The sequence below is a fragment of the Actinomadura miaoliensis genome (assembly GCF_039536785.1).
Lineage (GTDB): Bacteria > Actinomycetota > Actinomycetes > Streptosporangiales > Streptosporangiaceae > Spirillospora > Spirillospora miaoliensis.
Genome location: NZ_BAAAZG010000057.1, coordinates 136,123 through 156,668, shown reverse-complemented (window position 1 = coordinate 156,668; position 20,546 = coordinate 136,123). Strand labels below are relative to the sequence as shown.

The following is a 20,546-nucleotide window of genomic DNA, read 5'->3' as shown; positions in this document are numbered from 1 at the left end:
GTCCAGGATCCGCAGCGTGACCCGCTGTTTCTCCCACCGGACGAAGTACCAGTACACGGTCTGCCAGGGCGGGAAGTCCGCGGGCAGCTGCCGCCACGCGCAGCCGGTGCGCACCACGTACACGATCGCGTCCACGATGTCGCGCCGCGGGTGCTTCTCCGAGCGGCCTCCACTGCCGGCCGCAGGCAGCAGAGGCTCGACCAGCGCCCACTCGTCGTCGGTCAGGTCTGAGGGGTAACACGACTGCCGAGACATCCCGCCATCCTGGGCGAACCCGCACCAACGATCACGTAGACACACCGACCGAGATCAACCTCTCAAACACGCACTAACAAGATCTTCAGCAGTCTTCTAGGCCGTGTTTCAGGTAGCGGGCGGCTCTTGGGCGGATAGTTCTTCGGCCAGTTCCATACAGCGCAGGCGGGCTGGGGAGAAGTCGTAGGGCATTTTGCCGATGGCTTCGAACACGCTCATGGAGTCAGCCTCCCGCCTGGCAGAGTTGAGGTCGGCCTCGTCCTCGCCGTCATCGGCGGTAGCAGGGTGCAAAGTGTCCCAGGCGGCGAAGAGGGCATCCTCGTCCTTCCCTAGGCCGGACTCCTCGATGACGGCCTGCAGGGCGCTTTCGAAGGCGTGCCGTTCGGCCGCCACCTGAGCCACCCGCGGATCATCGACGGCGACGCTGTCATCGAGTGCCTCCTCGGCGTCGTCGATGCGGTCGGAGTCCTCCCGCAGAGTGGGATGCGTGGCCAGGACGACGAAGCGGGTGGCCTGGACGGCCGCGCCGAGCGGGCCGAAGATCCGCTCAGTGACCAGCAGACTGTCCAGGTCCGCCTGACGCAGGGAGCCCTCGGGCAGGCTCTTGAGACGGTCGGTGACGAAGTCGGAGAGCAGGCCCATCCGGCTGCCTTCGGTGCGCATCCGCTGCACGGCGGTCCGCTGCCGCCGCAATTCCGCCTCCTGCTCGGCGAGGGTTTCCTCCAACCGCTCCAGGATGCCCGCGATACCGTCTCCGCTGTCCGCACTGGCAGAAGCCGTGCCGGTGGTAAAGGCGTCACGGATGTCGTCCAGGGCGATCCCGGCGTCGGCCGTCTTGCGAATCCACAGCAGTCGGATCATGTCCTCGTACCCGTAGCGGCGGCGGTCATCGCCGCCCCGCTCAGGCTCGGGGAGCAGGCCGATCTCGTGGTAATGGCGAATCGCCCGCGGCGTGGTGCCGGCGAAGGCCGCCGCGTCACCGATCTTGACCCGGCGAGGTGGCATGAAGGACGAATGCACGAGCAGGGACCTTTCTTCAAGGGACCGGGGTGTGACTCCACCGAACCACATGCCGCTACGGAAGGTGCAACCCCATACACACCGCCCCGCGCCATGCCAGGAAACGCGCTCTTCCTCCGTAATGACCGCAGGCTCGTCCTTTCCTGCTGGGGCATCCGCACGACGGCAGACCGAGGGTTCACAGTCACTGATGAATCGTCGCGACCTGAACCGTCGCCTCGAACCCCCGGTGAGGCGCGACCCGCCAGGCGAGCGCCGTGGGCCGGGACTTCGAAACACAGCCTGGCCGGCAGGGGATGGGTCAGGTGAGTTCCAGGCCGCCGTCGATGGTGAGGACCTGGCCGGTGAGCCAGGTGGTGGCCGGGTCGGCCAGGTGCAGGATCCAGGCGGCGACCTCGTCGGGTTCGCCGCGCCGGCCGAGTGGGATCCGGGCGGTCTCGTCCTGCTTGATCTGTTCGATGACGGTCGCGGGCAGCCCGGCGGCGGCCAGGGCCTGGCTTTCGGTCGGCCCCGGGGCCAGCGCGTTGACCCGGATCCCGTCGGGGGCCAACTCCACCGCCCAGCTACGGGTGAGCTGTTCCAGGGCGGCTTTGGAGGCGGCGTAGTGGGCGGCACCGGGCAGCGGCCGGTGCCCGTAAGTGCTGGAGATGTTGATGATCGAGCCCTGGACGCGGCGCAGGTGCGGCAGCGCGGCTCCGGCCAGCAGGCTGGGCGCGATGACGTTGAGGTCGAACAGGCCGGTGACGGCCTCGGCGGTGGTGTCGGCCAGCGGCATCACCCGGGTGGCGCCGGCATTGTTGACCAGCACGTCCACGCGCCCCCAGCGGGCGGCGGCAGCCTCGACCACCTGATGGGGGGCACCGGGGGCGCGCAGGTCGGCCGGATGGGCGACGATCGCGGAGTGACCGACGGCGGTTTCGGCCAGAGCGTCCTTGCGGCGCCCGACGCCGAGCACGTGGGCTCCGGCCCGGGCGAAGGCACGCGCGGCGGCGCGGCCGATGCCCGATCCGGCCCCGGTGACGATGGCGACCCTGCCCGCGAAGTCCTGGACGGTCACATTGGCCTCTTTGTTCGATGTTCATAGAACATCGAACAAAGGTAGCATGGAGATCATGAAGCAGACGCGGCATCCCGAACCCGATGAGATGACCCTCATCGAGGTGATGAGGGCGCTCAGCGATCCGATCCGTGTCGGGCTGGTGCGGGTGCTGGCCGACGGTCGTGAGCGGGGATGGGGCGAGTTGCGCGCCCCGGTGGCCAAGTCGACCCTCAGCCACCATCTACGGATGCTGCGTGACGCGGGCGTGACCCGGACCCGGCAGGAGAGCACCCGCTGCTTTGTCGAACTGCGGCGCAGCGACCTGGACACCCGGTTCCCCGGTCTACTGGACGCGGTGCTTGGCGCGGCCCACGGCGACGATGTCGGCGGCCAAGTGGCGCTGGCTTCCGACGCGGACGATCCGACGGGGTGATGAACGGGACGAGCCCCGGCGACGGGTGCAGGCCGCCGAGGCCCGAATGTTCAGCTGGGGTCAGCCGCGGCTCCACTGCTGGTCCGCCCAGGGCGGGGTCCAACGCGTTCGCGTTCGGGTGCCTCACCAAGAGCTGCAACCGGGACTGCCAGGGCACCCGGCGCGAAGACCGCCGCCGCAGCCGCCGCCAGGCACGCCGCGAACTGCGGGCGTATCGCGGCGAAGACTGACCTAGGCCGTGTCGTCAAAGTGTCAGGCAGAGGATGGGGCGTCCGCGGGCTGATGACCGGCGGGTGCTGAACGGGATCGTGTTCAAGTTCCGCTCCGGGGTGGCCTGGCGGGATGTGCCCGAGCGGTACGGGTCGTGGCGGTCGCTGCACACCCGCTTCCGCCGGTGGGCCGCCGACGGGACGTTCACGCGGATGCTGCACGCCGCGCAGGCGCGGGCGGATGCCACGGGCGACGTCAAGTGGCTGGTGTCGGTGGACTCCACCATCGTGCGCGCCCACCAGCACGCCGCCGGTGCCCGAAAAGGGGGCGCCAGGCGCTCGGCCGGTCCCGGGGCGGGCTGACCACCAAGATCCATCTGGCCTGCGACGGCAAAGGGCGCCCGCTGGGGTTCGTGGTGACCGGCGGCAACGCGGGTGACTGCACCCAGTCCACCGCGGTGATGGCAACGATCCGGGTCCCACGGCTTGGGCCGAGCCGCCCTCGCGTGCGGCCCGATCACCTCATCGCGGACAAGGGATACAGCACCAAGGCCATCCGTGCCCGGCTGCGCGAGCACGGGATCGGCGCCACCATTCCCCAACACGCCGACCCGGATCCGCAACCGGGCCCGCCGCGGCCGCGCACCCGCCTTCGACAAGGGCGTCTACCGGCTGCGGAACGTGGTCGAACACTGCTCAACCGGCTCAAGCAGTGGAGCGGCATCGCCACCCGCTACTGCAGACCGCCCGCTCCCACCAAGCCGCCGTCACCCTGGCCGCCCTGCCCATGTGGCTATGACACTTGACGACACTTCCTAGCGGCGAAGCCCCGTCGTTTCCCGAGCAGCGTCCCCGCGCCGTCCCCCAGGTGCTATAGCAGTATGGGAACCAGGCAGGTTGGGCACTCGAAAGAACCAGGGGGGATTATGTCGAAACCGCCGCTGCCCGAATCCGCGGTGACCATGTTGCAGAAGCCCAATCCGGCGGTCATCACCACGCTGCGCCCCGACGGGCAGCCGGTGTCCACCGCAACGTGGTACCTCTGGGAGGACGGCCGGGTGCTGGTCAACATGGACGAAGGCCGTAAGCGCCTCGATCATCTGCGCAACGACCCTCGTGTCTCGCTGACCGTGCTGGACGAGTCCGACTGGTACACCCACGTCACCATCATCGGACGCGTCGTCGACATCAGCGAGGACGAGGGACTGGCCGGCATCGACCGGTTGTCCCGGCACTACGGCGGCCAGCCGTACCCGGTCCGGGACCGCGCCCGTTTCAACGCCTGGATCGAGATCGACCGCTGGCACGGCTGGGGCGCCCACCGGGACAGCGACCAGGTCAGCGGTTGAGCTGACGCCGAGTCGATGAGGTTCCGCCGGCGGCGGCCTGCCAGGCCCGGAGGGTCGCCTCCGGGGCGTACCGTCACCCGGTCGCCTGGCCCGCCGCTGCCGGCAGAGCCGGTCGCCTTACCGCCCCGCCGCATTGAGCGTGAGGTGACCGCGACGTCAGAGGCCCTCGCCTCACGCGCCAGAGCAACCGCCTCGTTGAGCTCCGGCCGCGTTGTGGCGCGGTGGCGATCTTCTCGGACAGAACCCGGATGGCGCGCGGCGGCCAGGACGTCGTGCTGGACTGGCGACGGTGGAGGCGCGGGCACGCCCGGCCCAGGACCCGCGTTCGCCGGCCCAAGTCGGCGCGTGCAGGTGAGGGCATTCGCCGAAGCGGGACGGTGTAGTACTGGAAGGCCAGCGCCCACTCCGGCAACCGACGACAACTACCAGCGGGTGGAAAGCGCACGCCTGCCTGATGTGGCATAACCGAACAAGACGAGCGGTTCACCCAACGCCACAACGGACACTCATCGGCGATAACGAGTCAGAAAGACCTCGTGCCGCACTGGCGGCGCCGACCGTCGATAACGATGGCAGGCCGCTCGCCGAACACGGCAGCCTGGGCCGCAGAGCCCAACCCACAACGACGAACCGCCTTGGTGGAGAGGGATGCAGCCCGAACAGTATGTAGAGATGGCCGACCCCGCAGAGCTCGCGGCACGGCTGCGGCACGTTTACTGGATCGGCGGCGGCAGCGGTGCCGGCAAGTCGACGATCGCCCGCCGGCTCGCCGACCGCTACGGCTGGCGACTCTACGCGACCGACGACATGATGCCGGATCACGCCAGGCGGACCACCCCCGAGAATGCTCCTTTCCTGCACAGGTTCATCACCATGGACATGGACGAGCGATGGGTGAACCGGCCCCCCGAAGTCATGCTCGAGACATTCCATTGGTTTCGAGGCGAAGGCTTCGAACTGATCGTCGAAGATCTCCTGGACATGCCGAGGGAACCGTGCGTCATCGTCGAGGGCTTCCGGCTGCTGCCGCACCTGGTGAAACCTCTACTCGCCGCTCCTGAGCAGGCCGTTTGGCTTCTGCCCACTCCTGATTTCCGTCAGGCCGCCTTCCGGAGTCGTGCCGAGCCAGGAGAGGGGTTCGTTTGGAAGACCAGCGATCCGGCGAAGGCGGACCGCAACATCGCCGAGCGCGACCACATGTTCACAATGCGCCTTCAAGAGGAAACCGAGCGCCTCGAATTGCGCACCATTCAGGTCGACACCACGATGACCGAGGATGATCTCAGCGCGCAAGTGACCAGAGCATTCGGACTCTGAAAGGCGTTGGCGCACAGGCAGCTCTTTCGGCCGGGCAGCTCACCTTTGCGCAACTCTGGGTGGCCATGCCATAGCCCTTGGCCCACTGCACCCGTGCGAGTGACGTATCCGGGTTGAGGATGACCCCATCTCCGTCCGAACCGGCGGTCAGGCGGGGCCGGGCGGGAGGTGCACGGTCATGATGAGGTCGCAGGGGCCGGCGCCGGAGCCGCGGTAGGTGTGGGGTGAGTCGCCGTCGAAGGTGGCGGTCTGCCCTGCGGTGACGGTGTGTTCGGTGCCGTCGACGACGAGGGTCATCTGCCCGTCGGTGACGCTGATCGTCTCCACGACGCCTGCCTGGTGGGGCTGGCTGGGGTATTCCTCTCCGGGGTGCAGCCGCCACCGCCATACCTCGACGGGTGCGGGGCCGGTGGTGACCAGCATGAGGCGGGCCTCGCCGCCGTGCTCGCCGGTCCACAGCGGTGCGATCTCCTCAGCGGTGGTGACGCGGACGGTGCGGCCTTCGGGCGAGCCCTGCATCAGGGTGGGCACGGAGATGCCGAGGGTGTCGGCGAGCCGGACGAGGGTGGCGAGGTTGGGGTTGCCCTGGGCCTTCTCCAGCGCGGCGAGGGCGCCTTTGGAGACCTTGGCGCGTCGGCCGAGCTCCTCCAGGGACAGGCCGGCGCGGACCCGGGCGGCGCGGACGTTGTGGGCGACGGTCCGCAGCGCGGCGTCGTTTTCGGTCATCTGATCGCCACCCTCCCGATCGGTCGTTTCAATGTACCTCACGGTCGATCGATTGGCCGTGTCGGTCGTTCTGATGTACCTTCCAGTCGTTCGATTGACCCATGTCGGGGGGTGTCGTGATCGCTTTGCTGCTGGCTTTGGGCAGCTCACTGGCCTACGGGTGCGCCGACTTCCTCGGCGGACTGGGCGCCCGGAAGGCCCATGTGCTGCGAACGGTCATGGTCGCCGCCCCGGCGAGCCTGGTGGTCGAGCTGCTGCTGTGGCCGGTGCTCGGCGCCTCGTTCGGCACCGGCGTGCTGGTGTGGGGGGCGGCGTCGGGCGTGGCCTCGGCGGCGGCGTTCACGCTGCTGTACCGCACGCTGGCGATCGGCCCCATGAACGTGCTGTCGCCGGTCACGGCGCTGGTGTCGGCCGTGCTGCCGGTCGCGGTCGGCCTGGTGCAGGGCGAGCACCTGTCAGCGGCCGGGCTGGTGGGGTTGCCGCTGGCGCTGGTGGCGGTGGTGCTGGTCAGCGCCGGACACGGTGCCGCCTCGGCCCGTCCGTCCGGGACGGCGCTGCTGCTGGCGTTCGGCGCCGGCGCGGCGATCGCCCTCCAGTTGATCTTCCTGCACCAGGCGCCGTCCGGTAGCGGGGTGGCTCCGCTGATCGTCGGCCGGGCGGTGTCTTCGGCGCTCACGCTCACGGCTGCCGCGGTGATGTTCCGCAGGCTCGGCGAGGAGAAGCCCGCCTACGCCGTGTCGGCCGCCGCCGGGATGCTGGACTCGATCGCCAACCTGCTGTTCCTGCTCGCCACCCGAAGCGGTGACCTGGCGATCGTCGCGGTGATCGTCGCCCTGTACCCGGCCGGGACGGTCCTGCTCGCCCGCGGGGTGCTGCGCGAGCGGATCGCCCGCGGCCAGCTCGCGGGCCTGGGCACCGCCGCCGCCGCGGTCAGCCTGCTGGCCCTCACCTGACCAGCCCACACCGCTTCCCACCGATCACACGAACTCGAAAGAGGGGCCCGCGCGAGCCTGAACCGCGCCGAGCGGCAGACCTGGATTCCAAAGGCTTTCGGCCGGTGGCCTGGTCAGCCTCCGGAGGAAAGGTCGCGCAGGCCGTCGACCATCGCGTCGTGGCTGCGGCGAAGCGGCGCCGTTCACGAACGCCTCGATGCGGTCTCGGAGTTCGGCCGCCGCCGCGCTGCCTCGGCGGCGCGGCGAGCCCACGCGTGGTCGCGTCAGAGCCCGACGAGTTCGACGCTTTCGCCCGGCTTCAGGCGCCGGATGTCGGAGCCCGCCCGCTTGGCCTCCATGGCGAGGACGTCGTCCAGGACCTTCAGGCCCCACTCGTTGAGGAGTCCGTCATGGACGGCGTACGCCCGGCGCGGCGCCATCTGGCGCAGGTAGCCGATCATGTCGGGCACCGTCAGCCATGGGGCTTGGCCCGGCAACAGCAGCGTGGGCGCGTCGACCACGGTCAGGGCGTCGCCCGGATGGAAGACCTCCCCGTCGACCAGGAACCCGACGTTGTCGACCGGGGGCACGTCCGGGTGGCTGAAGTGGTGCTTGTCGCCCACCACCGACACGTCGAATCCCGCGACCGAGAAGTCGTCGCCGCCGTGCACCACGTGCACCCGCTCACCGAGGCCGGTCAGGTGCCGGGCGACGCCAGGGCAGGTGTAGACGGTGAGCTGCGGGTCTTGCAGGCGTTCGGGATCGAAGTGGTCGAAGTGTTCATGCGTGATGAGGACGGCCTCGGCTCCTGTCAGCGCGTCCGCCTCGGGGGTCATGACCCCCGGGTCGATGACGATCGCCCGCCCGTTCTTCTCCAGCCGCACGCAGGCATGCCCGAATTTCGTGATCTCCATGGACTCATGCTGGCAGCGGGCACGTGCACGACGACAAGGCCGTTCGCAACCAGCAGAGCGATCAACGACCCGCGTGCCCTCTGCGACGCCCCACCGCACCGCACCGGCGCGCGCCCCCGCGTTGATCGTCAGGTGAGGGGTTACGGCGCTCCAACGCGTCCGAGATCCTGCGCCGCACCGCGTACATCTCCCGGAACACCGAGAAGAGGTTGCCGACCATGTAAACGTGCGACAGCCTCACCACATCGGCGCGCAACCGCTCAAGTCCAGCCTCGCCGATCTCACGCCTTTCGGTGCTTTCGGCTGGATCCGTGAGCCGCCATGATCACCACCTCTGCCCAGCCTTTCGCCGGTGGTCAGCCTCCGAAAGGGAGGCCGCGCAGGTCCTTGACGACGGTCTCGCGACCGAACACCTCGATGCGCTCCCCCAGCTCCGCCGCCGCCGCGTCGCCTCGGTAGCCCGGCGCCGCCACCTCCCTCAGGACGCTCCACTAGAGACAGGGGCGAGAGCGAGTCAGCCTCGACCGGAGGGAAGTTCTCCTAGTCCTCTCACCATGGTCTCGACGGTCACCCTCCCGAAGGGAGTTCACGCAGGTCGGAACAACGGTCTCGCGACCGAACACCTCGATGCGCTCCCCCAGCTCGGCCGCCGCCGCGCTGCCTCGGAAGCGCGGCGCCGCCACCTCCCTCAGGACGCTCCACTAGAGATTGGGAGCGAGAGCGAGTCAGCCTCGGCCGGAGAGGAGTTCCCATAGGTCTCTCACCATGGTCTCGACGGTCACCCTCCGGAAGGGAGTTCGCGCAGGTCCTTGACGACGGTCTCGCGACCGAACACCTCGATGCGGTCTCGAAGTTCGGCCGCCGTCGCGTTGCCTCGGTAGCGCGGTGCCGCCAATTCCCGATGGATGCTCTCAAGTACGTTGAGGAGCGCGTCGATCCGCTTGTCGGCCGGTAGCTCGAACACCGGCTCCAGGTCGACGGCGTCCAGATCGCCGAGGCGGACATGGAGCCGTGAGAGGTTGACGCGCGTCATGGCCTCGGTGCCGTAGGAGCGCTCGGCGGCGGGCACCTCACCGTAGAGGCTTATGGCACGTTGGAGCAGCGGTACGGCTTCCCGCTCGGTCTCGGGCACCTCCGCGAAGGCCGAGCCCGCAAGCGACGCCTGGTACGCGGGCGAGCAGGCGAACTCGCCGCCGATCTCATCGTGAAGGTCATCGGTGTACGGCCGTTCAGCCGCCGCGCGACCGGCTTCCACGCCACGGCGTACGGCTTCGGCGTCTCCCAGTCGTGCGGCCGCACGCGCGCCGAGCAGGTGCAGGTGAGCGGCGCCGGGGCCGTCGGGAAGGTAGGACACCCCGTTGTACGCCAGGTCACGGGCATGGCCGGGCCGGGCGTCCCAGTAGGCAACTGAGGAAAGGGCGCCGCGCAGGAACCCCATGAGGGGGCGATGGTCGATGCCCTGTGCGTAAACCCACCCCGCTCGAAGCAGCTCTTCGGCCGCGTTCGAATAACCAAGATCCTGGGCGGCGTTCGCCATCAGGGCGTGGAGCGCGCTGAGAAGGAGATACAGCTCGGCTTGGTCGCGCGGCCACAGTTGCTTGTCGAGCGCCGCGTACATCCGGGTACGCACACGACGCATCTCCTGGAAAAGCGGAAGCGGGGGGCCGGTCAGGAACTCCCGGGCAAGTCGCGTGACGTCGGCGCGGAATTGTTCGAGGGTGGCCTCGCCGATGTCACGCAGTTTGGCCCCTTCCGGATGCTCGCTGAATTCGTGAGCCACCATGGATCACCAACTCGTGCTCAAAGTTCGTCCGGTTGCTTGGTCAGCCTCCGGAGGGGGTTCACGCAGTTCGTCCACGTTGTCTTGCGGCGGCGTCTCACCTCGCCCACTTGCCAGCCGGTGACTCGGACGCCGTATGCTCGGGATCTAGTGGAGTAAGAGCGGGTCAGCCTCGGCCGGAGGGGAGTTCTCGTAGTTCTCTCACTATGGTCTCGGTGGTGAACGCCTCGATCTGCTGGTCCAGTTCGCGGGCGGCGGGCTCCTGCTGGTATCGCGAGGACGCCAACTCCGGGCGCATGCGGTGGAGGCGCCGCAGAAGTGCTTCGATTCTTTTGCTCGGTGGAAGCTCCAGCACCGGTCCCAGTGTGAACACCGCAGCGTCGAGGTCACCATCGCGCACCTGCACCGTGGCGAGGTCGATGAGGTTGCACATCACGTAGCCGTGGTAGTGGTCCTCGTCGGGCTCGGGGCCGGCCTCGTAGAGGTCGGCGGCCTGCCGAAGCTCGTCGGCCGCATCTCGTTGAGCGGCGGGTACGGACACCTCCAACAGCGTGCTCCCCGCGAGGAAGTGCTGGGTGGCGCGGGAGAGGCCGAACTCTCCGCCGATCTCCAGCACCTCGTTGGGCCGGGTGCGGTCGCGCGCGTCGTGGGCCGCCTTGATCGCCTGGCGGGCGGCGTCCGCGTCCCCCAGTCGTGCGGCCGCGCGGCCGTGGCGGAGGTGCAGCTGGGCGGCGATCGGCCCGTCCCCGAGATACCTCAGCCCGCTGAGAGCGAGGTCACGGCTGTGGCGCGGGCGCTCCCAGTACACGATGTTGGCCAGTTCCAACCGCAACTGGGCCATCAGCGGCCGGTGATCGATCACCTGCGCGTACACCCACCCGGACCGGACCAGTTCCTCGGCGGCCTGCCGGTTGCCGAGACCGTTGGCGGCGGCGGCCATCAGCGAATGAAGAACTCCCAGCAGGAAGTACAACTCGATCGCGTCGCGCGGCCAGATGCGGCGCTCCAACGCGTCCCAGATCCTGCGCCGCACCGCGTACATCTCCCGGAACACCGAGAAGGGGTCGCCGACCATGTGATCGTGCGACAGCCTCACCACGTCGGCGCGGAACCGTTCAAGTCCGGCCTCTCCGATTTCGCGCCATTCGGTTCTTTCGGCGTGTTCACTGCCTTCGTGGGCCGCCATGATCACCACCTCGTGCTGGGGGTCATCGTCGGTGGGTGCGTCATTTCGACCGTACGTGGGGGTCTGCTCGGATTGCACCTTGGGATCGGTGGAGCGGGCTTTGATCAATTCGAGGAGGGTGAGGCGGTGGGCCTCGGGGAGGTGGGAGAGATCGTCCTCGTCCACCAGGCGGGTGAGATCCGTGCCGTAGACCTCGGCCAGGCCGCGTAGGAATTCCAGGCGGGGGCGTTCGCCGCCGTGGGGCCAGCGTTCGTAGGCGCCGATGCGGGTGCCGGACATGGGGGCACGGCCGTGCTCGTCGTGGAGGCGGTTGTAGCGGTCGGCGGCGGTGTCCTGGGACCAGCCGTGGGCGTGCCGCCACGCGGTGCGGGGGCGATATCCCCAGCGGCGCATCATCTCCTCGGCGATGGCCTGGCGGGTGCGGCCGTCGGCGAGCATGCGTTCCCGCAGGGCGTCACGCTGCCGTTTCCTGGCTCCCGAATGGGGCATTTCGGTTGCCTCCCTTCGCGCGTCCGATCTCTATTAAGCATGGTCTTTTGCAAGATCGCATTCGTGGATCGTGAAAAGGGGTGGGGATTGTCGCGGAAATGGGTTCGTGACGTCGCGTGATCGCAGGTCGGGCGGCGGGGGCGGGTCGTGGAAAGTCACCTCGGAGCCTCCCGTGTCGCGGAGCGTGGTCGTCTGTTGACTGAGCGTCCCCGTTCCGGCGATGTGGAGAGGTGAGGCGATGTGGCGGGCGGTGCGCGATCTCGCGGCGGGAGAGGTGGTGGCGTGGGCGTTGCCCGGCGACCGGACGTGCGCGGGGTTCGCCCGGTCCGCGGTCGGTGATCTGCTGGGCGGGCTGCGGATTCCGCTGGAGATCGTCCGGGACGCGCAGACGATGGTGAGCGAGGCGGCCACCAACGCCTACGAGCACGCGCACATCCCGCTCGGCACGCCAGGGGGGTGGGAGCTATGGGCGTTCCGGGCCGGTCGGGGGGTCGTGTGCGGGGTGTTCGATCCGGTCCCGGACAAGCCGCTGCCCGCGCGTCCCGTGCGGCCGGATCCGTTGCTGGAGCACGGGCGCGGGCTGGCGATCCTGCACGAACTCTCCCGGGGCGCCTGGGGCGTGCACCGGACGCGGGGGCAGCTCGGCGGGCACGTGCCGGGCAAGGTCGTGTGGTTCCGCTGCCCGGTGACCGTGGACCTGCCCGTGCTGGTGCCGCGCGACGAGGTGGAGATGGCACGGGCCGTCCGGGACAGGCTCAGGGCGCGGGGCGTGGAGGGCACCATCCTGGCGTCGTGCTCGCGCATGGCGTGCGTGTCGGTGTGCCGGGGGCTGGACGTGTGGTGCCGGGACGGGCGGTTCTTCGTCCGTGAGGCGGCGCGGTCGATCGTGTGGACGGGTGAGGAGCGGGCCGTGGTGGTCGAGCATGCCGTTCGCCGGTACGAGGAGACCCGCTGCCTTCCGGGCCGTTCCTGACCCTGGCAGTGGTACGACCACTGGTCGTCTGCAGAGCAGAGGTCTGGGAGACCGGGTTCGGCTGCGGAAGGCTCGGTGGCGGCGCCCTATCAGGGATGCCGACGGGGCGCCTACCGCATGCTGGGGGAAGGATTTCGATGAAGTTCGGCGTGAGCACGTTCGTCACCGACGAGGGGTTGCAGCCGGCCAGGCTGGCGCGGGCCGTGGAGGAGCGCGGGCTGGATTCGCTCTTCGTCGCCGAGCACACCCACATTCCGGTGAGCGAGCAGCCCCCGGATCCCAGCGGGGACCTGCCCGCCCGGGACTACTACCGGACCCTCGATCCCTTCGTGGCGCTGGCGGCCGCGGCGGTCGTGACCGAGCGGATCGTCCTGGGCACCGGGATCTCGCTCGTCGTCCAGCGGGATCCGATCACCCTCGCCAAGGAGGCGGCGAGCCTGGACCATCTGTCGGGTGGCCGATTCCAGCTCGGCGTGGGGGCGGGCTGGAACCGGCAGGAGATGCGCAACCACGGCACCGACCCGAGGAGGCGCATGGCGCTGATGCGCGAGCGGATGCTCGCGGTGAAGGAGATCTGGACCAGTGAGCAGGCCGAGTTCCATGGCGAGTTCGTGGACTTCGGGCCGGTGTTCTCCTGGCCGAAGCCGGTGCAGCGGCCCCACCTGCCGATTCTGGTCGGCGGCAACGGTCCGACCGTGATCGACCGGGTGCTGGAGTACGGCGACGGGTGGGCGCCGAACCTCGTCGGCACTCCGCAGGATCTGCTGGCGCAGGTGGCGGAGCTGCGGCGACGGGCCGCCGAGCGCGGGCGGGGGCCGGTTCCGGTGACGTTGATCGGGGCTCCGCTGGACGAGCGGGACCTCGCGACACTGGCCGAGGGCGGCATCGAGCACTTCGCGTTCTTCCGGGACGCCGGTGCCACGGAGACCGACGCCCTGCTCTTCCTGGACAGGCTGGCGGCGCTCGCCGAGAAGTTCCGCGGATAGCGGGGCTTCGCCGCCGGCGGCCCCGCGTTTTCGGGCGTTCCGGTCGGGCAGGACGGGACGGAAAACGCAGAGCAGCCGCCAGAGCAGGGGGACGACGCACAATGACGATCGCGACGACCAACCCGGCGACCGGCGAGGTGGAGCGCACCTTCGACCCGCTGCCGGAGGAGGAGATCGACCGGCGCATCGGGCACGCGGCCGACGCCTTCCGCTCGTACCGCCGGACGAGTGTCGCCGAGCGCGCGGGCTGGATGAACGCCGCCGCCGACATCCTGGACGCCGAACGCGACCGGGTGGCGGCCATGCTGACCCGCGAGATGGGCAAGACGATCGTGGCGGCGCGCGCCGAGGTGGCCAAGTGCGCGGCGGCCTGCCGGTACTACGCCGACAACGCCGCCGGGTTCCTGGCCGACCGGCCCGCCGACGCCGAGGCGGTCGGGGCGGCGCGCGCGTACGTGCGCTACCAGCCGATGGGCCCGGTGCTGGCGGTGATGCCGTGGAACTTCCCGTTGTGGCAGGTGATCCGGTTCGCCGCTCCCGGGCTGATGGCCGGCAACGTGGGTCTGCTCAAGCACGCGTCGAACGTCCCGCAGACGGCGCTGTTCCTGGAGGAGCTGTTCCGCCGCGCCGGGTTCCCCGAGGGCGTGTTCCAGACGCTGCTGATCGGGTCCGGGCAGGTGGAGCGGGTGCTGCGGGACCCGCGGGTGCGGGCGGCCACGCTGACCGGCAGCGAACCGGCGGGCCGGTCGGTCGGGGCGATCGCCGCCGACGAGGTCAAGCCGAGCGTGCTGGAGCTGGGCGGCAGCGACCCGTTCGTGGTGACGGCGGCGGCCGACATCGCGCGCGCCGCCGAGGCGGCGGCCACGTCGCGGTGCCTCAACAACGGGCAGAGCTGCATCTCCGCCAAGCGGTTCATCGTGGTGGAGGACGTGGCCGACGAGTTCGAGCGGGCGTTCGTCGAGCGGATGCGGGCGCTGAAGGTGGGCGACCCGATGGACGAGTCCACCGATGTGGGGCCGCTGGTCAGCGAGCAGGGCCGCGCCGACGTGGAGGACCTGGTGGCCGACGCGGTCAAGCAGGGCGCCAAGGTGCTGTGCGGCGGGGAACGGCCGGAGGGCAGGGGCTGGTACTACCCGCCGACCGTGGTGACCGGGGTGACCGCCGACATGCGGATGTTCCACGAGGAGGTGTTCGGGCCGGTCGCGTCGCTGTTCCGCGTCCGCGACCTGAACGAGGCGATCGAGCTGGCCAACGCGACCGGGTTCGGGCTCGGTTCCAACGCCTGGACGGACGACCCGGCCGAACGCGAACGCCTGGTCGCCGAGCTGGAGGCGGGGCAGGTGTTCGTCAACGGGATGACGACGTCCTACCCGCAGCTTCCGTTCGGCGGCGTCAAGCGGTCCGGTTACGGGCGTGAGCTGTCGCACGAGGGCATCCACGCGTTCTGCAACGTCAAGACGGTATGGGTCGGTGACGAGGCGGGCCCCGCCGAACCGGGCACCCCGACCGAGTGATCATGCGGGTAGCGTGCGGACCGTGAGCGATCAACGGTTCTGGGTGGGCGCGTACACCGGCGACCAGGGTGCGGGGCGCGGGGTGTACCGCGCGCGGCGCGACTCCGGCAGCGGTGCGTTCGAGCTCGTGGAGTGCGCGGCCGAGGTGGCGAACCCGTCCTACCTGGCGACGCATCCGGGGCGGGCGGTGCTGTACGCGGTGAGCGAGCTGACCGAGGGCGCCGCGGTCGTCGCGTACGCGGTCGGGGACGACGGTGAGCTGCGCCGGCTCGGCTCCCGGCAAGTGCCCGCGGGGCCATGCCACGTGGCCGTGGCCCCCGGCGGGGAGTGCCTGGTGGTCTCCTGTTACGTGGCGGGCGCGTTCGCCGCCGTGCGCCTGGCCCCGGACGGCTCGTTCGACGGTGACGTGGCGGTGCTGCCCGGGCACGGGAACGGGCCGCGCGAAGACCGCCAGGAGGGCCCGCACGCGCACGCGGCCGTGTTCGCCCCGGACGGCACCGTGCTCGGCACGGACCTCGGCGCCGATCTGGTGCGCGCGTTCCGCGTGGAGGCGGGCGTGCCACGGCCGGTCGCCGACATCGCGGTGCCGCCCGGGTGCGGGCCGCGCCACCTCGTCGTCCATCCGTCCGGGACCGTGTTCCTGATCACGGAGCTGGCGAACATGGTCCTCGCGCTGCGGCCCGGCGACGGGTACGCGGACCTGGCCGTCATCGGGGAGTCGCCCGCCACGGCCGAGCCGGTGGCCGCCGACGCGACCAGCGCGGCGATCAAGCTCTCCCCCGACGGGCGGCGCGTCTACACCTCCACGCGCGGCGCCGACGTGATCACCGTGCACGAGGTGGCCGGCGACGGGACGGGGCTGCGGCCGGTCGCCGACGTGCCGTGCGGCGGGCACGGGCCCCGGGATCTGCACGTGGACGCGGACTGGCTGCACGCGGCCAACCAGGGTTCCGGCGACGTCGCCACGTTCCGCCTGGTGGACGGGGTGCCGCGGCCGCAGGGGCGGCCGGTGGAGGCGCCGACGCCGGTGTGCGTCATCCCGGCGGGCTGATCACAGCGTCCGGCGCAGCGCGGCGGCCAGCTCGATGGTGCGCGCCACCTCCTCGTCGGTGCCCATGGGGGCGACCATCAGCTCGGTGGCGCCCGCGTCCCGGTACGCGCGGACGGCGCGCTCGACCTCGGCCTCGTCGCCCGCCACGATCGTGTCCCCCGGGCCGCTCAGCCCCTGGCGTTCGAGGATCGCCTTGTAGGCCGGCATGTCGGCGACTCCGGCGAACTGTTCGGCGAGCGTGCGGCGCAGGCCGTCCGGGTCGGCGGTCACGCTGGCCAGGGTCGTCACGACGACGCGCGGTGCCGGGCGGCCGGCCTCCTCGGCGGCGCGGACGATCGACGGGGCCACATGGTCGGCGATCACCTGGGGGGTCGTCCAGGTGGTGACCGTGCCGTCGGCGAGCCGTCCCGCGACCCGCAGCATCTGCGGGCCGAGCGCCGACAGCAGCACCGGGGGCGCCTCGACGCCGGGCACGTCCACGCGTCCCACCGCCGTCAGTGTCTCCCCTCTGAACTCGGCGTTCTCGCCGCGCAGCAGGGGACGCAGCGCGGTCAGGTACTCGCGGACGTGGCGGACCGGCCGGTCGTAGGAGTAGCCGAACCAGCCCTCCATCATGAACGCGTGGCTCGGCCCGAGGCCCAGGACGAGCCGGTTCCCGGACGCGGCCTGCGCGCTGAGCGCCTGCCCGGCCAGGGCGAGGGGATGCCGGGGATAGGTCGGCACGACCGCGACGCCGATGTCGATGCCGGGGACCTCGCGTCCGGCCAGCGCCGCCACGGTCAGCGCGTCCCACGACAGCTGCTGGGTGAAGTAGACGGCGTCCAGGCCCGCGTCGGCGGCGGCGCGCACCCGCCCGATGATGCCGTCCAGGTCCGTCCCGTCGTAGGGCACGTACGTTCCGATGCGCATGACGGCTCCCTAAGATGAATCGGATGTTCCGCTTCTGGTAGGCGGCCCACACTAATATGAATTCGAGATTCCGGAAAGGGAGGGGTCGTGATGCGGGCCGACGCGCGGCGCAACCGCGAGCGGATCACCACGGCGGCGCTGAGGCTGTTCGCCGAGCGCGGGCCGGAGGTGTCCATGGAGGAGATCGCGCGGGCCGCCGGGCTGGGCGTCGGCACGCTCTACCGCCACTTCCCCGACCGGCGGGCGCTGGCCAAGGAGATCGCCGCGGTCACGCTGGAGGACCTGCTGGACGCCGCCCGCGCCGCCATCGCCCGCGACGCGCCGCGCTGGGATGTGCTCCGCGCGATGGTCGCGCAGGCCGCCGGGCGGCCGATGAGCCTGCTGAAGTCGCTGCTGGAGGCCGGGGACACCGAGACGCCACGGCTGCGCGAGCTGCAGGACGCCTACAACGCCTCGCTGACCGAGGTCGTCCGGGCGGCTCAGGACGAGGGCACGCTGCGCCGCGACCTGTCGCCGGACCAGGTGATGGGCCTGTTCAACCTGGCGCTGTGCCGTCCCGGCGCCCGCGCCGACGACGCCGTCGTCACCGTGGTCCTCGACGGCCTGCGCTCCCGCGGGGACGCGGCCGCCGGAACCGGTCAGGTCCGGGTCGCGGGAAGGTGACGGCGAGCGCCGCGCAGGTGGTGGCGGGGCTTTGATTTCGAAACGGCCGAAGGGCCCTCACGGCGGAGCGGGAGGGCCCTTCGGCGTCGGGGTTCGGTCGTCGGGGGTTCAGCTGATGCGCTGGGGGACGCCCCAGGGGTTGTCGTCGCGCAGGGGCGGCGGGAGCAGGTCCTGCGGCCACTGCTGGTAGCTGACGGGACGCAGGAACCGTTCGATCGCGGCCGTGCCGACGGACGTGGTCGACGGCGCGGTGGTCGCGGGGAACGGGCCGCCGTGCTGCATGGCGTGGCTGACGGCGACACCGGTGGGCCACTGGTTCCACAGCACCCGGCCGCTGCGGTCGGCCAGCACCCGGGCCAGCGCGGCCAGCTCGCCCGTCTCGCCGTCCTCACCGTGCAGGGACGCGGTGAGCTGGCCGGGCAGCGCGGCGACGGCGTCGGCGACGTCGGACAGCCGCTCGTAGGTGACCACCAGGCCGAGCGGGCCGAAGCACTCCTCGGCGGCGCCGGGGTCGCCGGCGAACGCGGCCAGGTCCATCGTGATCAGCCGGGGCGCGGCCGAGGCGTCGTCGGACGGCCACACCAGGCGCCGCACGCCGGGACGCCCGCCCAGCTCACGTGCCGTCGCCAGGAACCCGCTCAGGATCTTGTCGTTCAGCATCGGCGCCTCGGCGACCTCGCCGAGCAGCGCGGTGATGCGGTCGAGCAGGTCGCCGCCCGCCGGGACGAACATGATGCCGGGGTTGGTGCAGAACTGCCCGGCGCCCATGGTCAGCGACCCGACGTACCCCTTGGCGATCTCGTCGGCGCGGGCGGCCACCGCCCCGGGCGTCACCACGACCGGGTTGACGCTGCCCAGCTCACCGAAGAACGGGATGGGCACGTCGCGTTCGGCGGCGATGCGGGCCAGCGCCAGCCCGCCGCGCTGCGAGCCGGTGAACGCGGCCGCCGCGATCCCCGGGTGCCGCAGCGCCTCGACGCCCTCGGCCTCGCCCTCGATCAACCCGAACACCCCGTCGGGCGCCCCGGCGTCCGCCAGCGCCCGCGTGATGATCTCACCGGTGCGGCGCGACAGCCGCGGGTGCCCAGGATGGGCCTTGAGGACCACGGGGCAGCCCGCCGCCCACGCCGAGGCGGTGTCGCCGCCCGCGACGCTGAACGCGAACGGGAAGTTGCTGGCCGCGAACACCAGCACCGGGCCCAGCGCCGTGCGGAAGCGGCGCAGGTCGGGACGCGGTCCGGGGGGCCACTCGGGGTCGGGGCGGTCGATGCGGACGTCGTAGAAGTCACCGGCCAGCACCACCTCGGCGAACAGCCGGAGCTGGAAGGTGGTGCGGGTCAGCTCGCCGTTCAGCCGGCCCGGGCCGAGGTGGGTCTCCTCGTCGGCCAGCGCCACCAGTTCCTCGCGCGCCGCCTCCAGGGCGTCGGCGACGGCGGTCAGCGCCGCGGCCCGTTCCTTGGGCGGGGCGGCGGCCCACGGCCCGGCGGCGGCCACGGCCGCCGACACGGCCTGGTCGGGCGTCAACACGCTCATGCTCACTCCAATCCTCGGCCTTGCGAGTCCACGTTCGCGGGGCGCTCGGCCGAACGACGGTATCCGTAGCAGCCGTACACGACCAGGCCGAGCACCATCCACACCCCGAACCGCACCCAGGTGACCCAGTCCAGGTTGGCGATCAGCCAGATCGAGAACCCGATGCCGACCAGCGGCACGACCGGCACCCACGGGGTGCGGAACGAGCGGGGCAGCTCGGGCCGGCTGCGGCGCAGCACCATCACCGCGGCGGCGACCACGATGAACGCCATGAGGATGCCGATGTTGGTCAGGTCGGCCGCCTCACGGATCGGCAGGAACCCGGCGATGATCGCCGAGCCGACGCCGACCAGCCAGATGACGCGGGTGGGGACGTGCCGGCGCGGGTGGTTGCGGGCGAACCAGGACGGCAGCAGCCCGTCACGGCTCATCGCGAACCACACCCGGGTGACCGCCAGCATGTTGGCCAGCGCGGAGGTGGCGATGCCCAGCACCGCGCCGACGGCCACGATCGTGCCGAGCCAGGCCAGGCCCACCGACGACAGCGCGCTGGAGAACGGGCTCTTGACGTCGATGTCGCGGTAGTCCTGCATGCCCAGCATCACCAGGCACACCAGCAGGTAGATCACGGCGGCGATGCCGAGGGAGATGATGATGGCCTTGGGCAGCACCCGCTTGGCCTCGGCGCTCTCCTCGGCGGCGGCGCTCATCGCGTCGTAGCCGTAGACGGCGAAGAACGCGGTGGCCGCGCCGGTGACGGCGCCGCCGAGCCCGTACGGCAGGAACGGGGTGTAGTTCCCACCGGAGATGTGGAACGCACCCGCGATGATCACCAGTGCCACGATACCGAGCTTGACGACGACCAGGATCGTCTCGAACCGGGCCGACTCCTTGGTGCCGCGCGACAGCACGAACGCCAGCAGCAGGCACAGCAGCGCGGCGAACAGGTCGACCTTGTGCCCGGCGCCGGTGCCGGGCGCGCCGAGGGCCCAGTCGGGCAGGCCGAGGCCGATCTGGTCGGTCAGGTACGACAGGTAGCCGGAGATCGCGATGGCCACCACCGCGACGATCGCGGTGTACTCCAGCAGCAGGTCCCAGCCGATGGCCCAGCCGACCAGCTCGCCGAGCGTGGCGTACGAATAGGTGTAGGCGGAACCGGCCTTGGGGATCAGGCCGGCGAACTCGGCGTAGCACAGCGCGGCGGCGCCGCTGGCCACGATGGCGATCAGGAACGAGATCATCACGCCGGGGCCGGCGTCGTCGTGCGC

General features: G+C 70.8%; 21 protein-coding genes. 11 read left to right on the top strand and 10 right to left on the bottom strand.

Annotation, left to right across the window (positions count from 1 at the left end):
* From ABD811_RS36340 to ABD811_RS36330, 3 genes are all read right to left on the bottom strand, one after another.
* Positions 1-255: transposase (locus ABD811_RS36340; protein WP_344956842.1), on the bottom strand; the 255-nt coding region annotated here is incomplete at its 3' end.
* A gap of 108 nt (positions 256-363) precedes the next feature.
* Positions 364-1,275: a MerR family transcriptional regulator gene (locus tag ABD811_RS36335; RefSeq protein WP_344956840.1), complete on the bottom strand. Its 912-nt coding sequence runs from the start codon at positions 1,273-1,275 to the stop codon at positions 364-366.
* 301 nt (positions 1,276-1,576) lie between these two features.
* Positions 1,577-2,332: an SDR family NAD(P)-dependent oxidoreductase gene (locus tag ABD811_RS36330; protein WP_344956838.1), complete on the bottom strand. Its 756-nt coding sequence runs from the start codon at positions 2,330-2,332 to the stop codon at positions 1,577-1,579.
* Between the two features lie 46 nt (positions 2,333-2,378).
* On the opposite strand from ABD811_RS36330, the gene ABD811_RS36325 reads away from it, so the two are divergent.
* The 5 genes from ABD811_RS36325 (at position 2,379) to ABD811_RS36310 (ending at position 5,622) form a co-directional block, all read left to right on the top strand.
* The gene (locus tag ABD811_RS36325) at positions 2,379-2,747 is read left to right on the top strand and encodes an ArsR/SmtB family transcription factor (RefSeq protein ID WP_425549498.1); all 369 of its coding nucleotides are present in this window, start codon (positions 2,379-2,381) and stop codon (positions 2,745-2,747) included.
* Positions 2,748-3,010: 263 nt separating this feature from the next.
* Positions 3,011-3,319, top strand: a complete 309-nt coding sequence (locus ABD811_RS44075) for a transposase (RefSeq protein WP_425549497.1) — start codon at positions 3,011-3,013, stop codon at positions 3,317-3,319.
* Positions 3,217-3,762, top strand: coding sequence for a transposase (locus ABD811_RS36320; RefSeq protein WP_425549496.1), 546 nt, complete (start codon positions 3,217-3,219; stop codon positions 3,760-3,762). The genes ABD811_RS44075 and ABD811_RS36320 overlap by 103 nt, the downstream gene beginning before the upstream one ends.
* 120 nt (positions 3,763-3,882) lie before the next feature.
* Positions 3,883-4,305, top strand: coding sequence for a PPOX class F420-dependent oxidoreductase (locus ABD811_RS36315; RefSeq protein WP_344956836.1), 423 nt, complete (start codon positions 3,883-3,885; stop codon positions 4,303-4,305).
* Between the two features lie 648 nt (positions 4,306-4,953).
* A complete protein-coding gene (locus ABD811_RS36310) occupies positions 4,954-5,622 on the top strand; it encodes a hypothetical protein (RefSeq protein WP_344956834.1) in 669 nt (222 codons plus the stop codon).
* A 147-nt stretch (positions 5,623-5,769) separates the two neighbouring features.
* On the opposite strand, the gene ABD811_RS36305 is transcribed toward ABD811_RS36310, so the two are convergent.
* Entirely contained in the window at positions 5,770-6,348 is a 579-nt protein-coding gene (locus tag ABD811_RS36305; protein WP_344956832.1) for a helix-turn-helix domain-containing protein, read from the bottom strand.
* Between the two features lie 101 nt (positions 6,349-6,449).
* Here ABD811_RS36305 and ABD811_RS36300 point away from each other — a divergent pair, with 101 nt between their 5' ends.
* Complete coding sequence (locus ABD811_RS36300) at positions 6,450-7,301, top strand: EamA family transporter (RefSeq protein WP_344956830.1); 852 nt, start codon at positions 6,450-6,452, stop codon at positions 7,299-7,301.
* 263 nt (positions 7,302-7,564) lie between these two features.
* Here the strand turns inward: ABD811_RS36300 and ABD811_RS36295 are convergent, their stop codons facing one another.
* From ABD811_RS36295 to ABD811_RS36285, 3 genes are all read right to left on the bottom strand, one after another.
* Positions 7,565-8,194: an MBL fold metallo-hydrolase gene (locus ABD811_RS36295; RefSeq protein WP_344956828.1), complete on the bottom strand. Its 630-nt coding sequence runs from the start codon at positions 8,192-8,194 to the stop codon at positions 7,565-7,567.
* A gap of 778 nt (positions 8,195-8,972) precedes the next feature.
* Positions 8,973-9,977 (bottom strand): XRE family transcriptional regulator, encoded by a 1,005-nt coding sequence (locus tag ABD811_RS36290; RefSeq protein ID WP_344956826.1) that lies wholly within the window; start codon positions 9,975-9,977, stop codon positions 8,973-8,975.
* Positions 9,978-10,140: 163 nt separating this feature from the next.
* On the bottom strand, positions 10,141-11,649 hold the full coding sequence (locus ABD811_RS36285) for an NsdA family TPR-like regulatory protein (protein WP_344956824.1): 1,509 nt from the start codon (positions 11,647-11,649) through the stop codon (positions 10,141-10,143).
* Positions 11,650-11,899: 250 nt separating this feature from the next.
* Here ABD811_RS36285 and ABD811_RS36280 point away from each other — a divergent pair, with 250 nt between their 5' ends.
* The 4 genes from ABD811_RS36280 (at position 11,900) to ABD811_RS36265 (ending at position 16,173) form a co-directional block, all read left to right on the top strand.
* Entirely contained in the window at positions 11,900-12,622 is a 723-nt protein-coding gene (locus tag ABD811_RS36280) for an ATP-binding protein (RefSeq protein WP_344956822.1), read from the top strand.
* A gap of 137 nt (positions 12,623-12,759) precedes the next feature.
* Positions 12,760-13,608, top strand: coding sequence for an LLM class F420-dependent oxidoreductase (locus ABD811_RS36275; protein ID WP_344956820.1), 849 nt, complete (start codon positions 12,760-12,762; stop codon positions 13,606-13,608).
* 101 nt (positions 13,609-13,709) lie between these two features.
* Positions 13,710-15,122 (top strand): NADP-dependent succinic semialdehyde dehydrogenase, encoded by a 1,413-nt coding sequence (locus tag ABD811_RS36270; protein ID WP_344956818.1) that lies wholly within the window; start codon positions 13,710-13,712, stop codon positions 15,120-15,122.
* A gap of 22 nt (positions 15,123-15,144) precedes the next feature.
* Positions 15,145-16,173 carry a lactonase family protein gene (locus ABD811_RS36265; protein ID WP_344956816.1) on the top strand — a complete coding sequence of 343 codons (1,029 nt, stop codon included), beginning with the start codon at positions 15,145-15,147 and terminating at the stop codon, positions 16,171-16,173.
* Here the strand turns inward: ABD811_RS36265 and ABD811_RS36260 are convergent, their stop codons facing one another.
* On the bottom strand, positions 16,174-17,082 hold the full coding sequence (locus ABD811_RS36260) for a TIGR03564 family F420-dependent LLM class oxidoreductase (protein ID WP_344956814.1): 909 nt from the start codon (positions 17,080-17,082) through the stop codon (positions 16,174-16,176). It abuts the gene before it with no gap.
* A 90-nt stretch (positions 17,083-17,172) separates the two neighbouring features.
* Between ABD811_RS36260 and ABD811_RS36255 the strand changes: the two genes are divergently transcribed.
* Positions 17,173-17,745 (top strand): TetR/AcrR family transcriptional regulator, encoded by a 573-nt coding sequence (locus ABD811_RS36255; RefSeq protein WP_344956849.1) that lies wholly within the window; start codon positions 17,173-17,175, stop codon positions 17,743-17,745.
* 108 nt (positions 17,746-17,853) lie between these two features.
* Here ABD811_RS36255 and ABD811_RS36250 read toward each other — a convergent pair whose 3' ends face one another.
* Together ABD811_RS36250 and ABD811_RS36245 are read right to left on the bottom strand one after the other, a co-directional pair.
* A complete protein-coding gene (locus ABD811_RS36250; protein ID WP_344956812.1) occupies positions 17,854-19,278 on the bottom strand; it encodes an aldehyde dehydrogenase (NADP(+)) in 1,425 nt (474 codons plus the stop codon).
* A gap of 2 nt (positions 19,279-19,280) precedes the next feature.
* Positions 19,281-20,546 (bottom strand): amino acid permease (locus ABD811_RS36245; RefSeq protein ID WP_344956810.1); only part of this gene is annotated, 1,266 nt, incomplete at its 5' end.

Coding starts and splice junctions, on each gene's coding strand:
- ABD811_RS36260 (WP_344956814.1), bottom strand. CDS start 17,082: ATGCGCATCGGAACGTACGTGCCCTACGACGGGACGGACCTGGACGGC.
- ABD811_RS36290 (WP_344956826.1), bottom strand. CDS start 9,977: ATGGTGGCTCACGAATTCAGCGAGCATCCGGAAGGGGCCAAACTGCGT.
- ABD811_RS36300 (WP_344956830.1), top strand. CDS start 6,450: ATGTCGGGGGGTGTCGTGATCGCTTTGCTGCTGGCTTTGGGCAGCTCA.
- ABD811_RS36285 (WP_344956824.1), bottom strand. CDS start 11,649: ATGCCCCATTCGGGAGCCAGGAAACGGCAGCGTGACGCCCTGCGGGAA.
- ABD811_RS36305 (WP_344956832.1), bottom strand. CDS start 6,348: ATGACCGAAAACGACGCCGCGCTGCGGACCGTCGCCCACAACGTCCGC.
- ABD811_RS44075 (WP_425549497.1), top strand. CDS start 3,011: ATGGGGCGTCCGCGGGCTGATGACCGGCGGGTGCTGAACGGGATCGTG.
- ABD811_RS36275 (WP_344956820.1), top strand. CDS start 12,760: ATGAAGTTCGGCGTGAGCACGTTCGTCACCGACGAGGGGTTGCAGCCG.
- ABD811_RS36270 (WP_344956818.1), top strand. CDS start 13,710: ATGACGATCGCGACGACCAACCCGGCGACCGGCGAGGTGGAGCGCACC.
- ABD811_RS36310 (WP_344956834.1), top strand. CDS start 4,954: ATGCAGCCCGAACAGTATGTAGAGATGGCCGACCCCGCAGAGCTCGCG.
- ABD811_RS36315 (WP_344956836.1), top strand. CDS start 3,883: ATGTCGAAACCGCCGCTGCCCGAATCCGCGGTGACCATGTTGCAGAAG.
- ABD811_RS36325 (WP_425549498.1), top strand. CDS start 2,379: ATGGAGATCATGAAGCAGACGCGGCATCCCGAACCCGATGAGATGACC.
- ABD811_RS36295 (WP_344956828.1), bottom strand. CDS start 8,194: ATGGAGATCACGAAATTCGGGCATGCCTGCGTGCGGCTGGAGAAGAAC.
- ABD811_RS36250 (WP_344956812.1), bottom strand. CDS start 19,278: ATGAGCGTGTTGACGCCCGACCAGGCCGTGTCGGCGGCCGTGGCCGCC.
- ABD811_RS36255 (WP_344956849.1), top strand. CDS start 17,173: ATGCGGGCCGACGCGCGGCGCAACCGCGAGCGGATCACCACGGCGGCG.